Source organism: Salinispora mooreana, from assembly GCF_000379065.1.
GTDB classification, from domain to species: Bacteria; Actinomycetota; Actinomycetes; order Mycobacteriales; family Micromonosporaceae; genus Micromonospora; species Micromonospora mooreana.
On record NZ_KB900614.1, the window covers coordinates 2,898,817 to 2,911,593 of the forward strand.

The window sequence follows — 12,777 nt, forward strand, 5'->3', positions numbered from 1 at the left end:
ATGCTGAAAGCGACACTGCTTGGACACCAGTCCTGGGCCATCGCCGATGACAGCACAGCCCTACTGGTTGATCCAGTGATCACACGCACCTTCGGTAACTCTGAACTAGTGCGCTTCGAGATCTGGCCGCCCAGAGAGGTGATCTTAGACCAGATTCCTGACCTAGCAGCCATCGTAATCACTAACGAGCACCTGGACCACTTCCACCTGGAATCACTCGCGTTGCTGCGGGACCGCGTTTCTCAACTCTACGTTGCGCATCTATTCCCGGCTGTCGCCGAAGAGGCCGCGCGGCAGCTCGGCTTCGAGGTATGTCGTCTTCCGACCGATACTGAGGTATCTATCGGCACACTGAAATTGACGTTTCTGCCACCAGACTTCGCGCAGATACCGACCTGGGAATCTCGCTGCAGCAGCCCGCGAATCACAACGTCCGACCGGACCCAACAGGTGGTAGTACAGTCAGATACCCTGCTGAAGCCAGACGCGGCCCTGACGGCAAGCATCGTCATTGCAACGCACAATGGACAGCTCCGTCCCACTGGATGGAAAGGGGGCCTTGACAACGCGATTGAGAGTTCCCGGTCAACGGAATTGGACATCCTGCGGGAACTGGCCGTCTCGTATCTTGCGCCGTTCGAAAGGACAGGGTTAGTAACCTTTTCCGGAGGGTCCTACCGGCACTTGCCGCGGCGGCACGCCCCTTTCGAAATGTCCGACTTTGCCGTTCTAGCGGACAAACTCAACAGCTTGTCGTTCGGCCATCGGTTTCATGGGCTCCATCCCGGTGAGACGCTAGCCGCCGACGGAACGCTGTCGACGGTTAGCTGGATCGCACCCGCAAAGCCGTTGGTAAGCGATGGCACTTTCACCGATCGCCTCCCGGGCGATCTGAGCATTGGGCCGATAGTAGCGTCGACGGAACCCGCAGAAGATGTCCTTAACGTTGTCCTCACCGGTCTGTCCGGCCTTGACCGACTGATTGCGGCAACGGACTTCGGCCAACGTATCGTCGATGTAAACCACTGGATGGGCGCGAATGTCGCAGGCGATGAGCGCTTTGTCATCCACCTTAGGCAGCCTGACGGAAAGGATATTGCCTGTTTCTATGACATCAACGAGGCCCGGTTCCTAAGGCCTATCCCTTCTCCCTCGGTCGTCCAATTGGCGCTTAGTGTACCGTTCGGAATGAGCTGCTGGGTGCAGGACCTCGCCAAGGTGTTTGACGGAACCATCCAAATCTGGGAGCTTGCCACGACAGCGGCGTTGCAATGGTATCCGGGCGAGTCACGCTACAGTCCAATTGGGTTCCTATTCGAGGCATTGTCCGAGCCGCTCCGCCCTGCACTCACCCGAGTCACCTACGAACGAGTTCTGCGGCGCTGCTCCATGAATGCTACCCCGGCATGACTCCAGGGGCCGTCTTCATTGTAGGGCCACCGTGCGCCGGTAAGACCACCTATGCGAAGAACCTCGCCCAGGAGAACGGCATAGAGGTGTTGTCCACGGACGAGCTCAAGCACCTCTACTACCCTCGGTGGGACTTTGACCAACGCATCGCTGACGCAGCCTGGTCGGTATCGGGGGCGCATGGTCTTGCTGCCTATCTGGCTCCGTTCGAGCGACGGATGGCTGACTTCTGCATACGCCTGGCACCGCATCAGGTGGTGGTCGACATAGGCGGTCCCGTTGGGTTGGGACTTCCAGAGGATCTCGCCCGCTCGCGGGCTACCTGCCTGCTTCCACGGAAGACACGGGTACTCTTTGAGCGTGCACGTCGCCGCGCCGATCAGGACTCGTGGTTACGAGACTGGCACCAGCGCGGAGGTTCGGAACTTGTCCTCGCCTGGTACCAGCAATTTGCCTCTCGCTCCTGGCACCGAGTCCTCAGCACTTTTGGGGACCCCACATGACTGACTCGTCAGAGATACCCGAAAGATGGCCAGATCCAGCTGAATTGGTGCGAATCGACCGCATCCAGGTCTGGGAGATAGGCCTGCGCCTGGTATATCGAAGCCGAACGGCCACTGCCTACCGCCAGGCGCAACCGCACCTGACGAGCGACGAGAAAGAGGGACCGTGACCTCGGATGGCTACGCGACCTACCTCGGTCTGCACGGTTGGCTCATATCTTCACGGCAGCAGATTCTGGTCAATCCGGTGTTCTGGGGGGTGGCTGGACATGCAAAGGTGGGCTTCCGGTTCCAAGCGGGCCCGGTTGACCCCAGACAGCTAACACAAAGGATCGATGCAGTAGTCCTCACTGGAGACTCTTACCTGCATCTACACCTTCCGTCTCTAGACCTCTTGCCCAGAAGCGTGCCGATCTATGCCGCGTCACACATCAGCCACGCCGCCACCGATGCTGTGGAACTACTCGGCTTCGCGGTCCACCGCCCAGCGGTGGGCCGCACCTGGCAAGTGGGTCAGATTCCGATCGCCTTTAACGCTCCAGTCGGGGACAGCCAGGCGTTCCGCACCACCCCCATTAAGGTCGCCAACGTCCTTACGTTCGATGGTGCTGTCCCTGGGCTGGCCGCACCGAGCACCACACAGTCGACTTCGTCCGGTCCCTGCGTCTTGTCCAGGGTATTACTTCCGGGGGCACCTGCTGTAACTGAAGATAGCCTTATAGCTACGAGCCCTGTAGACATCTTCTGCGAAGATGCAATGCTGGCAGGCGAGGCGCTATCAAATGATAGTGCCGGCATTCGGCCAGGCGACCGTGTCTGGCTACCGGACGGCAGAGTGGAGCGGCTACCACGTAGCACTTCCGGCGGTGCGGCTACTGTGGCGCGGAATCGGGCTGAGCGCACTCCCAAGCAGCTCGCTGCGCCTTTCACTACCGATCGCGAAGCGATCACTGCGCTGCAGCATTGTCGCGCCTTCCTGCCGGCTTTCGGTCGAGAACTGTCCCGGCTTCTACCGGAGTTTGCCTCCGCCGCGAACAAGTGTCCAGCCGACGGTATCTTCCTGACCAACTTCCTACTTGGTCCGCGTGGATATCCTTTTCAATTCTCGTTCGATGCCACAAGGATGGACTTTCTGCCGGTGCGCCGCCGACCACTCCACGCCACCACCTCCTACCGTTTCGGCATGACTTGCCACCTTAATGACTTCATGGCGGCGCTGGGCGGCCATCTAGCGGTAGGCGATCTCGCTGCAGCCGGCATGTCGGCGTGGGGCCCCGTTCCACTGGTCGCGCATCATCTCGTCGAGCCATTGTCGGCTTGGTCACGGCCGGAACTGACATGGCGACACTTAGCGGCGACGGCCAACGAACTCATGGAGCATCGCGGGTTGGCCGCTCTTCTCGAAGAAGAGGTGGTGGGGCAGTGACCCTGATGCGCGGAATCCGCTCCGTACTGGTATTTGTTCCTGATCCGGCGGCAGCAGCGTTATTTTGGGCTGGCATGCTTGGCCATCCAGAAGTAATACGGACTCCATCGGTGGCAGTTGTTCAAATAGGTGAGGTCGAATTGATCTTCCGCCTCCCAGATGATCGCAACAATCCGGGCGGTTCGCCGGTTGTATATTGGACCGTCGATGATTTCGCCCGAGCCCGAGAGCATATCAGTGAGTGGGGATGCATTGAACTTCACTATCCACTGATGGCAACAGGGGACACGGTGATCACCCAGTTCCTGGATCCGTTTGGCGTGACCTTTGGCATCGAAGGCCCTGCGAGCACTGCAGGCACCCGGTTGGAGTAGCAGCAATGAAGATTCTTGAGCCGTTGCGACACAAAGATTTTCGCGCGGCGTGGCTGGGACAGACGATCAACATCTTCGGCGACGCGGTCTTCGGGGTCGCTATCGCGCTGTTCCTGCTACCACGGCCCGATGCTGCTCGCGCTATCAGTCTGGTGCTGGCGATGGTCGCCCTCGGCGGCGTGGTGTCCGTTCTCGTTGGCGGCGTCCTCGCTGACCGCCGCCGCCGCACCATCATGATCATAGTCTCCGACCTGATACGGCTTGCGGCCCTCGCGGCGATCCTCATTGCCGGCCCACAGGCTCCTTTGCCCACCTTGCTCGCCTCGGCGCTCGTGATGGGTCTTGGTCTCGGACTATACCGGCCTGCATACGGGGCGCTACTTCCGTCACTACTCCCGCCCGAGCTCATCCCACCGGGCAACGCGCTACGCGCGATGTCGAACCGCATCGCCGCAGTAGCCGGAGCCGCAGCCGCAGGGGCCATGATTGCTGCGACATCGGCGCGGACCACGCTCATCATTGACCTGGCGACCTTCTTGATCAGTATCGGCACGTTGCTGGTGATTCGCGATGCCGCACCTCAGCCGGGCCAACCGCAGGCGAGCGTCTGGCAAGACTTCCTCGAAGGACTGCAACATGTGCGAACCAGACCCTGGATGTCGTCCATCATGATTCAGGGTACGGTTCAGTTGGCATTAGTCAATGGCCCGATATTCATACTCCTACCCTTAGTGCTCGGCACCGGAAGTGAGCGGCTATATGGTCTGGTGGTAGCGGCAGAAGCCGCTGGCTCACTTATCGGGGCCACTGCGGCCGGCACCCGGCGCCCACGTCGACCCGGCTACGCGGCGATGCTCTGCCTGTTAGCTCAGCTACCCCAACTCGTAGGCTTGGCATTGGGCGCCTCCAGCCTTCTCATGGTGCCTCTCTCGTTTATCGCAGGCGCTGGTCTTGGCGGTTTCGCAGTGCTGTGGCTCAGTGCGCTGCAATCCTCGACCCCGAAGGAGAAGCTCGGGCGCGTCATGTCGGTCGATTCCCTGGCCAACACCTCATTCACGCCTATCGGTCTTGCCCTCGCCGGGTGGCTCTTCACGGTCGCGGGCCCGACCGTACTCGCTACCATCGCAGCCGTAGTACTCGCACTCTCCGTCGTCGCTGTCCTTCCCATTAAGGGTGTAGCGGATCTAGGTAGCCCAGCCACGCCTCGCTCAAGGAAAGAGGCCACTGTCGACGCCTCGGCCGCCTCGTGACCGCCGGCTACATCGTCTGCGCCACGCCGCGCAGCGGCAGCGGCCTGCTGTGCGATGCGCTCCGTAGCACTGGTGTCGGCGGGGACCCACAGGAATGGTATGCACGCGGTATGATCCACCACTGGCTGGGTGAATGGGGGATCAGAGGGGCCAGTTCGACGTGGGAGGAACCCGTCATGGCCGAAGGAGGCGACTACGCCTCCAGAGTACGAACCGCTGCCACCATCGGTGGAGTATTTAGCATGAAAATTCATTGGAACCAATGGGAACTATTCGGCAATACGCCTCTTTTGCCGAGCTTGGAAAGCGTGTGCGGTACGGCCGGAGAGCTGCCGCCAGCCGTACTGATCCGCCGGTTCGGCCTGGTGGAACAGGCCGTTTCGGGACAGATAGCACAGGCGACAAAAGTATTCCTCCGACGACGGGGGCAACCAGCTCGGCGGTCACTAGACTTCGCGCATGTCCCACCGGCCGGAGTTTTCTATGACTACTCTTTCATCCTTGACCAAATCATTCACATTCTTGAACACGAAGCCAGGTGGGCGCAATTCCTAAAGGAGTGTCGGATTCCTTGCCATGAAGTATGGTACGAAGATCTTGTAACCAACATTTCGAGGACTTGCGCTGACGTTATGAGCTTTCTAGGTATCAATGGCGGCATGCCCCCGAAACCCGAACTCGAACGGCAGGCTGACGACACTAATAGTTACCTGATTGATCGGTTTCGGCGCGACTTCACTCGCTCGGATGCCGCTCATATGTTGCCACAAGAAGCGCTCAAAAGATTAGGAATGTAGGGGAAGTCCAACTGCGGACAACAGCTCACTGAAATGACCTCAGTAGGGATCCGGCGTTCGCGGCGAAGGTCTATGACATCGTCGGTTTGTATCTGGACCCGCCTGGTGGGGCGGTGGTGCTCAGTCTCGACGAGAAGACCCAGATCCAGGCCCTCGACCGGACGCAGCCGCTGTTGCCGATCGAGTTCGATGCCGCCGAGAAGCGCACCCACGACTACGTCCGGCATGGCACCACGAACCTGTTCGCCGCGTTCAACGTCGCCACTGGCAAGGTCATCGGCGAGTGTCGGCCGTCGCGTAACGGGGCGCAGTTCCTGGCCTTCCTGAAGAAGGCGGTCGCCCCGCACCGTGGGCGTGACGTGCATGTGGTGTTGGACAATCTGTCCACCCACACCACCCCAGAGGTCCAGGCCTGGCTGGACGCGAACCCGCACGTGCACTTCCACTTCACCCCCAAGGGCTCCAGCTGGATGAACCAGATCGAGACCTGGTTCGGCATCGCCACCCGGCAGGCCATTCAGCGCGGCACCTTCTCCTCCGTGCAGGTCCTGATCCGCACCATCCGCGACTACATCGCGGCCTGGAACGCCAACCCCCGCCCGTTCCAGTGGACAGCGACCGCCGACGAAATCCTCGCCAAGGTCCATCTTGTACAGAAAGCCATGCCTCTGCGAGTCGACTACGTGATGGTTGCCGTCAGGGCGATGGTGACGGTGACCAGTGCGGCAACCAGTATCACACGTGCTGGTAGGCGCTTTCGTTGTCTCGGTGCTGTCGCGTAGAGCGGAGTCATGGGGAGAGTTCCTCATCGTCGGTCTGGGTGCGGCTGAGCGATTGACCTCTGCTGGGCCGGCTGCTGGGTCAGCTCGTCCTGGTGTATGGCGGCAGGAGTTGCAGGAGGTCGCGGACGGTGGGGTACCGGGGCACGGTCGCCGGCCGCGGCGGGGTGTCCGCCGGCTGCGGGGAGATCCAGAGCAGGGTTAGACCGGCTGCCCGGGCGCCTTGAACATCGGCCTGCCAGCTGTCACCGAGGTGGAGGCACCGGGTGGGGGCCACGTTCAGGGCCCGGCTGCACAGGAGGAAGGGCCTGGCGTCGGGTTTTGCGAGTCCGCTTTTCCGGGCCGCAGATGACGGCGGTGACGAACTCGGCGAGACCGGATCCGTTTAGCTTCTCCCGGATCGAGGCGAGTGGTCCGTTGCTGGAGACCGCGAGCGGCACGCGGTCGGCCAGCGTCCGCGGGAGGTCGCGTAGTTCCGGGTCCGGCTCGATCATGGCGAGCTGGGCGGCGGCGCAGGCGCGTACCAGCCGGTCGAGGTCGGTGTCGTCGAGCGTGACGCCGATGATCCGCAGCGCCGTGTGCCAGACGCCTCGGCGCAGGTCGTGCAGGCTGTAGGTGCCCGTGTCGGCGGGGTGTTTCCAGAAGACGCCGAACGCGGTGTGGTACTTGCCCGGGGTGCAGGTCGTGCATGGTGATCGGGAACGGCCCGAAGACCTGAAGCGGTTGGCCGAGCATGGTCCGTGGGAAGCCGTCATCGACACGATCGGCTACGTCCCGTCTCAGGTCCTGACCGCTGCGACCGCGCTGGCCCCGGTCGTCGGCGCTACGTGTACGTGTCCTCGGTCAACGTCTACACCGGCTGGCCGGACGAGCCCCTGGACGACGAATCACCGCTGTTCGACTGCCCACCCGACGCTGATGCGACCTTCGGGGCCGATCTTGGATATGCCGGCCAGTACGGGGCGCTCAAAGCTGGATGCGAGAACGCTGTCGTCCAAGCCGTCGGCCAGGAGCGGGCCGTCGTCCTGCGTCCCGGCGTGATTCTCGGCCCGAACGAATACGTTGGCCGCCTGACCTGGTGGCTGACCCGCGCCGCCCGTGGCGGCCAACTCCTGGCGCCCGGCCCAGCGGAGCGGCCTTGAGTTGCTGCGGGTCTAAGGGGGGGTACCTCCAGCGCGATCAGAGGAAGACGATCACCGCTTCTATATTTCCCTAACGGCATGTTGACATTAACGGATGTCAGCGACAGGGACATACCGGCGCCCGCAAGCCGAAGAGATTGACGAAGACGTACCGCCAGCGCCGCGACACCCGACCAGGGTGCGGGCCCACCTCGCCGTCTCGTTGTCTGGGCTCGTAGGCCGAGAGGGGGAAACATGATCAAAACCCATTGGTACAGGACTGGCTACCACCGGGACGGAGCGGGACGGAGGGGATGCCCGTCGCACGAGCACCCACCGAGCACCCAACCGTCCACTAGGGACGACAAAGCAAAGGCGCCTGACCCCTGTTCTTGCAGGTCAAGCGCCTTACGACCTTGCGCGCCCGAAGGGATTCGAACCCCTAACCTTCTGATCCGTAGGTCGATCAACTTCATGTTAGCCAGTCCCACTGAATAGTGAAGGGTGCCTATCAGACCAGGTAGGCACCCTTCTTCATGCCGACCGGTCCCACCGGCTGACGGCCGGTCCAGAGACATCCGGGCTCACACCGGGCTCACCATCCAGGGGTGAGGCGGGGAGCAAGAAGCCACATAGAAGACCGCCCGCAATACATCGTCACTGCGGGGCCGGCAGTACGGGCCCTGTGGACGCGCAACCCCGGCTACCGGGTGAGGAAGGCCGGGGGTTTCGTTGTGCGTGTAGCGCCTCAGCGGGCTACTCCCTCTTGGTCAAGATGGTGTGAGAACACCCTGTGTGAGTGGGGTGGCGGGCCTGCTGAGGGCGGGGATCGGAGATCCTTGTGTACGTGTCCACTTCTTCTGGCAAGCAGCCGGTGTCCGGCGACGGGGTTGATCCGGCGCCGAAGCCGTCGCGGCGGGTTTTCAGCCCGGAGTACAAACGTGCGATGGTCGCCGAGTACGAGAACGCCGCGAACGGGGAGAAAGGCGCGATCCTGCGACGGGAAGGTTTGTACTCGTCGCACATCATCGAGTGGGCACGGGCTCGGGATGCCGGGCAACTCGGACAGGTAGGGACTCCGGTCACGGGTTCCGGTGCTGCGGCGGGGTCGCGGGTGAAGAAGTCCGCGGAGCAGGTGGAGTTGGAGAAGCTGCGCCGGCAGAACGAGAAGCTGCAGGCGGATCTGAAGAAGACCCGTATGGCGTTGGACATCATGGGAAAAGCGCACGCGCTCTTGGAAGAACTCTCCGAGAGCGCGGACAACGACAACCCGCCGAAGAGATCCTGACCGCCGTGTTCGGGCAGTTACGCGGCGCGGATATCTCGGTGCAGCGGGCGTGCGCGTTGACCGGGACCTCGCGGGCGACGTACTACCGGCGGGTGAAGCCGGTCGGTCCACGGCACGGGCCGTGGCTGCCCCGGACCCCGCCACCGCAGGCACTCAGCCCGGCCGAACGCGGCCGGGTGCTGGCGGTGCTGAACTCGCCGGTCTACGCCGACCTGGCGATCCCGCAGGTCTGGGCGAGGGAACTGGATGCGGGCCGCTACCACTGCTCGATATCCACGATGTATCGCATCGCCCGTGCGGCCGGGCAGAGCCGGGAACGACGTCGACTGGCGGCCTATCCACCCCGGGTACGTCCGGAACTGGTCGCGACGGGGCCGGGTCAGGTGTGGTCCTGGGACATCACCGCGTTGAAAGGACCTGTCACAGGCCTCTGGTACCGGTGCTACGTCGTTATCGACATCTACTCGCGCTATGTTGTCGGGTGGCTCGTCGCGGCCGGGGAGGACGCGGTCGTGGCCCGCGACTTCCTGGCCGATGCGATCAGCCGTAACGGGGTCGAGCCGCACACCATCCACGCCGACCGTGGCGGCGTCATGGTGTCGAAGCCGGTATCGCAGATGCTCGTCGACCTCGGTGTCCTACGGTCGCATTCCCGACCTCGGACCTCGAATGACAACCCGTATTCCGAAGCCCAGTTCAAAACCATGAAGTATGTGCCGGACTTCCCGGAAAAGTTCGGGTCCCTCGCTGACGCGAAAGCTTTCTGCGACGGCTTCTTCACCGCCTACAACCATGAACACCGACATTCCGGGATCGGCTGGCACACCCCGGCGTCGGTGCACTACGGCACCGCCGAGCAGATCCGTGAGCGACGGCAGGACACCCTCGACGCGGCCCACGCCGCCCACCCGGACCGGTTCAACCGCAGGCCCCGCGCACCGAAACTGCCCGACCACGCCTGGATCAACAAGCCAACCCAGCAGGAACCAACCGTCTCAGTTTGACTTGACAACTACCGAAGGGCTGGCCTACCACCGATCCGGCTGCACGACCTCCGTCACGGTGCGGCAACGATCGCGCTCGCGGCCGGGGTCGACCGGAAGGTGGTGCAAGAGATGCTGGGCCACTCGTCCGCAGCCCTAACCTCGGACACATACACCTCGGTCCTGCCAGAGGTGGCGCACGATGCGGCGGAAGCCGCCGCGCGTCTGGTGCCCAGGCAGAAGCGCTCCCGGGCTCACCCGGGCTCACGCGAACCCAACAGTTCGACCAGTACCGATGGATGTGTCGCCTGAGGCGGTGGAAGCGTCCACCGCCTCATGGCATGGCAATACACCCCCGGGCTCACCTTGGGCTCACATCGGCCCCATTGATCGATGACCCTGGAAGAAGAAGATCGGTGACAACTCCAGAAACCCCAGTTCAAGGGGCCTTTCTTGGTGGTGGGCCGCCTGGGACTCGAACCCAGAACCTAAGGATTAAAAGCACTCTCGCTCCTAGCGCTGTGGCGACCAGCGAAAACGCAGGTCGACGACTATCGGTTTCGAGCGAATACTCCTCTGTCTGCTACAGCGCTAGCACCTGACTCACGCAGGCCGCCTGCGGCCTGATCGCCGGGTTCGGCGATACGGCTCCAGGTACTGCTGCAAGAAGGTCTCGATGGCAGTGCGATCCTTCACAGACAGCGGCGAGCTCTCCGCCAAGAGGTTGTCTAGCTCACGCGCCAAGGGGTGGCCGAGCACTTCTGGTGGCTCTGGCGTGGCATCCAGCCCTAGGTCCTCCGCCTCGACGCGACCCGCGAGCACGAGAAGCTCCCTTAGCGGAGCGCCGATAACAGGAGCCAGCCGCTGCAAGCTGCGCACGCTGGGCTGCTCGGAGCCGTTGAACCACTTGCTGTAGACGCTCGGTTTGATGCCCGTGGCACGGGCAAGGTCCGCGACACTCTCGATGCCGGTGTCTGCGTTGGCAGCATGCTGTAGCACGTACGCCCGTAGAGCCGCCCCGGCTTCTGACCCCCAAGTGGTGCTCACATGAACGCACCCTAAGTCATTTCGCGCGCGAAAGCGAGAGGCGGCCCTACTGGGCACCGGATGTCGGTCTAGCGGCATCACGATGAGTTCATGCATGCACGGGATCCTATCCCAAGATTTCGAGCACGAAAGTCACCCGAACGGATGACGGCATGGAGATTGCGTGCGTGCGATTTTACCGCTAGCTTGTGTTTCGTGCTCGAAACACAAGCTAGCCAGCGAACGTCCCGCCCTCGGGTTGTGCTCCGCCTCGACGAACTTGACCGCATCACTACCGCGCTCGGCTACGACACCGACGCAGCCCGCGCTGCCTTCCTAGGCATAAGTCCGGCCGCTCTCAGCAAGATCCGCAACGGTCACCACCTGCCATCGGCGGACCTCATCGCCGCAGTCCGCACGGCGCTGCCACGGGTGCCATACGAAGCCCTCTTCACGACGGAGGAACGATGAGAGGAACGATGAACCGCGCTGCCGCCGGCAGGATCGGCGCCCACGTCCGATGGGGACAAACACCGGACCGAAGGGCCGCAACTGAGCCAGCACGCCGGGCCGCGACTGCGAAGTGGCTTGTCGAGGTCCGCGCCGAGTTCCCCGACCTCGACCTGCCGACGCTCACCCGCCTGGCTGAGAGCCGCCGCAGAGCCCACATGACCCGCATAGCGCAACTTCCCCGGCAGCGCCGCACCAAGGGCTAACCCGCTCTCGCTGGGGAGCGTCGATGAAGTGAGCCCCCCGCCGACCGCAGATCGGCGAAGGGCTCGACACCCGCACCACAACTCACATCAGAAGGAGAAGTGCAGATGCAATCGCAGAGTAACCCAACCAACGACGCGCCGGAGAAGATGCTCCAGCGCATCCGCGCGTTGCTCAACAAGGCGGGAGACCCCGCTGCCACGCCTGCTGAAGCGGAAGCGTTCACCGCGAAGGCCGCAGACTTGATGGCCCGGTACGGGGTGAATCGAGCCATGCTCGCCGCCACGAACCCGGGCACCGATATGCCTGGTGATCGGATAGTCACAGTCGAAGCCCCGTATGCAGTGGACAAGCAGCGTCTGCTGTCGCAGATCGGCATGGCGTTGGGCTGCAAGTGCGTGCTCAAGCGCCGCGGAAGCACCTACTCGGTGCACCTGTTCGGCTACGGCTCCGACCTGGAGCGGGTCGACATGTTGTTCACGTCCCTGCTGTTGCAGGCGGTCAATGGGATGGCGCAGGCCCCGCCGGCGGTGTGGGAGTCCCCCGCCGCGTTCCGCCGGTCATGGCTGGCCGGCTTTACCGCAGCGGTCTCCCTTCGGATCCAGCAGGCGGAGGCCAAGGCCGCCCGGGAGGCCAGCCACCAACACGACACAGGTGCGGGCGGGTCGTCAGTCGCGCTGGTCTTGGCGGACCGCGCGGCGGTCGCGGCCCGCATGTTGCACGAGGCGTACCCGAAGATCGGCAAGGCCCGCCGACGATCCCTGTCGGGATCGGGGTATCACGACGGGGCAACTGCTGGACGTCGCGCTGACCTCGGTGGCACTCGCCTTGACCGGGGCGGTCGCGCCCAGGAGCAGCACCGCATCACTGGCGGTGCCCGATGAGCGCCCCGACCTGGCCGGTCATGGCCGACGACGCCGATCCGATCACGGTCCCGGACCTGGGCTGCGGGCATCTGCCCGGGGAGCCCCACGACGGCTCCTGCAGCTACTGGCGGGGTGTCGCGGCCGGCGAGTACCCGCCGCCGGAGTTGCCGGTGACGCTGCCGCCGCACTGCCCCGGCCTGGTGCCGCTGACTGATCCGGCGCTGCGGGGGGTGGCCTGAC

At 63.2% G+C, this 12,777-nt stretch carries 16 protein-coding genes and 1 pseudogene; 14 read left to right on the forward strand and 3 right to left on the reverse strand.

Features of this window, described 5'->3' with window-relative positions:
- The 7 genes and pseudogenes from SALPAC6_RS0113775 to SALPAC6_RS27780 all read left to right on the forward strand — a co-directional run.
- Positions 1 to 1,410 carry an MBL fold metallo-hydrolase gene (locus SALPAC6_RS0113775; RefSeq protein WP_080636052.1) on the forward strand — a complete coding sequence of 470 codons (1,410 nt, stop codon included), beginning with the start codon at positions 1 to 3 and terminating at the stop codon, positions 1,408 to 1,410.
- Entirely contained in the window at positions 1,407 to 1,913 is a 507-nt protein-coding gene (locus SALPAC6_RS31260; protein WP_162561523.1) for an AAA family ATPase, read from the forward strand. The genes SALPAC6_RS0113775 and SALPAC6_RS31260 overlap by 4 nt, the downstream gene beginning before the upstream one ends.
- 166 nt (positions 1,914 to 2,079) lie before the next feature.
- Positions 2,080 to 3,339 (forward strand): hypothetical protein, encoded by a 1,260-nt coding sequence (locus SALPAC6_RS29430; protein ID WP_162561522.1) that lies wholly within the window; start codon positions 2,080 to 2,082, stop codon positions 3,337 to 3,339.
- A 5-nt stretch (positions 3,340 to 3,344) separates the two neighbouring features.
- On the forward strand, positions 3,345 to 3,713 hold the full coding sequence (locus tag SALPAC6_RS29435; RefSeq protein WP_397539825.1) for a VOC family protein: 369 nt from the start codon (positions 3,345 to 3,347) through the stop codon (positions 3,711 to 3,713).
- Positions 3,714 to 3,718: 5 nt separating this feature from the next.
- Positions 3,719 to 4,963, forward strand: a complete 1,245-nt coding sequence (locus tag SALPAC6_RS0113785; RefSeq protein WP_018253987.1) for an MFS transporter — start codon at positions 3,719 to 3,721, stop codon at positions 4,961 to 4,963.
- Positions 4,960 to 5,760 (forward strand): Stf0 family sulfotransferase, encoded by an 801-nt coding sequence (locus SALPAC6_RS27775; RefSeq protein ID WP_080636054.1) that lies wholly within the window; start codon positions 4,960 to 4,962, stop codon positions 5,758 to 5,760. The genes SALPAC6_RS0113785 and SALPAC6_RS27775 overlap by 4 nt, the downstream gene beginning before the upstream one ends.
- Before the next feature lie 38 nt (positions 5,761 to 5,798).
- A pseudogene (locus SALPAC6_RS27780) lies at positions 5,799 to 6,440 on the forward strand (IS630 family transposase); the annotation flags it as partial.
- Positions 6,441 to 6,621: 181 nt separating this feature from the next.
- Here SALPAC6_RS27780 and SALPAC6_RS30215 read toward each other — a convergent pair.
- Together SALPAC6_RS30215 and SALPAC6_RS30220 are read right to left on the reverse strand one after the other, a co-directional pair.
- Positions 6,622 to 6,816, reverse strand: a complete 195-nt coding sequence (locus tag SALPAC6_RS30215; protein WP_263404715.1) for an HAD family hydrolase — start codon at positions 6,814 to 6,816, stop codon at positions 6,622 to 6,624.
- The gene (locus tag SALPAC6_RS30220) at positions 6,785 to 7,294 is read right to left on the reverse strand and encodes an HAD family hydrolase (RefSeq protein WP_018253989.1); all 510 of its coding nucleotides are present in this window, start codon (positions 7,292 to 7,294) and stop codon (positions 6,785 to 6,787) included. Before SALPAC6_RS30220 ends, SALPAC6_RS30215 begins: the two co-directional genes overlap by 32 nt.
- Before the next feature lie 72 nt (positions 7,295 to 7,366).
- Here SALPAC6_RS30220 and SALPAC6_RS25995 point away from each other — a divergent pair, with 72 nt between their 5' ends.
- The 4 genes from SALPAC6_RS25995 (at position 7,367) to SALPAC6_RS27785 (ending at position 10,243) form a co-directional block, all read left to right on the forward strand.
- Positions 7,367 to 7,681 (forward strand): Rossmann-fold NAD(P)-binding domain-containing protein, encoded by a 315-nt coding sequence (locus tag SALPAC6_RS25995; RefSeq protein ID WP_018253990.1) that lies wholly within the window; start codon positions 7,367 to 7,369, stop codon positions 7,679 to 7,681.
- 826 nt (positions 7,682 to 8,507) lie between these two features.
- Positions 8,508 to 8,948, forward strand: a complete 441-nt coding sequence (locus tag SALPAC6_RS29440; RefSeq protein WP_162562054.1) for a transposase — start codon at positions 8,508 to 8,510, stop codon at positions 8,946 to 8,948.
- Between the two features lie 5 nt (positions 8,949 to 8,953).
- Entirely contained in the window at positions 8,954 to 9,952 is a 999-nt protein-coding gene (locus tag SALPAC6_RS0113810) for an IS3 family transposase (protein WP_018253992.1), read from the forward strand.
- Between the two features lie 69 nt (positions 9,953 to 10,021).
- Positions 10,022 to 10,243 (forward strand): hypothetical protein, encoded by a 222-nt coding sequence (locus SALPAC6_RS27785; RefSeq protein ID WP_263404749.1) that lies wholly within the window; start codon positions 10,022 to 10,024, stop codon positions 10,241 to 10,243.
- A 291-nt stretch (positions 10,244 to 10,534) separates the two neighbouring features.
- On the opposite strand, the gene SALPAC6_RS0113815 is transcribed toward SALPAC6_RS27785, so the two are convergent.
- A complete protein-coding gene (locus SALPAC6_RS0113815) occupies positions 10,535 to 11,074 on the reverse strand; it encodes a helix-turn-helix domain-containing protein (RefSeq protein WP_223874440.1) in 540 nt (179 codons plus the stop codon).
- A 99-nt stretch (positions 11,075 to 11,173) separates the two neighbouring features.
- Here SALPAC6_RS0113815 and SALPAC6_RS0113820 point away from each other — a divergent pair, with 99 nt between their 5' ends.
- From SALPAC6_RS0113820 to SALPAC6_RS0113830, 3 genes are all read left to right on the forward strand, one after another.
- Positions 11,174 to 11,428 carry a hypothetical protein gene (locus SALPAC6_RS0113820; protein ID WP_162561556.1) on the forward strand — a complete coding sequence of 85 codons (255 nt, stop codon included), beginning with the start codon at positions 11,174 to 11,176 and terminating at the stop codon, positions 11,426 to 11,428.
- A 350-nt stretch (positions 11,429 to 11,778) separates the two neighbouring features.
- On the forward strand, positions 11,779 to 12,555 hold the full coding sequence (locus tag SALPAC6_RS0113825) for a DUF2786 domain-containing protein (protein WP_018253995.1): 777 nt from the start codon (positions 11,779 to 11,781) through the stop codon (positions 12,553 to 12,555).
- Positions 12,552 to 12,776, forward strand: a complete 225-nt coding sequence (locus SALPAC6_RS0113830; RefSeq protein ID WP_018253996.1) for a hypothetical protein — start codon at positions 12,552 to 12,554, stop codon at positions 12,774 to 12,776. Before SALPAC6_RS0113825 ends, SALPAC6_RS0113830 begins: the two co-directional genes overlap by 4 nt.
- Position 12,777: the final 1 nt, after the last annotated feature.

Coding starts and splice junctions, on each gene's coding strand:
- SALPAC6_RS0113785 (WP_018253987.1), top strand. CDS start 3,719: ATGAAGATTCTTGAGCCGTTGCGACACAAAGATTTTCGCGCGGCGTGG.
- SALPAC6_RS29435 (WP_397539825.1), top strand. CDS start 3,345: ATGCGCGGAATCCGCTCCGTACTGGTATTTGTTCCTGATCCGGCGGCA.
- SALPAC6_RS30220 (WP_018253989.1), bottom strand. CDS start 7,294: ATGACGGCTTCCCACGGACCATGCTCGGCCAACCGCTTCAGGTCTTCG.
- SALPAC6_RS31260 (WP_162561523.1), top strand. CDS start 1,407: ATGACTCCAGGGGCCGTCTTCATTGTAGGGCCACCGTGCGCCGGTAAG.
- SALPAC6_RS0113825 (WP_018253995.1), top strand. CDS start 11,779: ATGCAATCGCAGAGTAACCCAACCAACGACGCGCCGGAGAAGATGCTC.
- SALPAC6_RS0113775 (WP_080636052.1), top strand. CDS start 1: ATGCTGAAAGCGACACTGCTTGGACACCAGTCCTGGGCCATCGCCGAT.
- SALPAC6_RS0113830 (WP_018253996.1), top strand. CDS start 12,552: ATGAGCGCCCCGACCTGGCCGGTCATGGCCGACGACGCCGATCCGATC.
- SALPAC6_RS0113815 (WP_223874440.1), bottom strand. CDS start 11,074: ATGCATGAACTCATCGTGATGCCGCTAGACCGACATCCGGTGCCCAGT.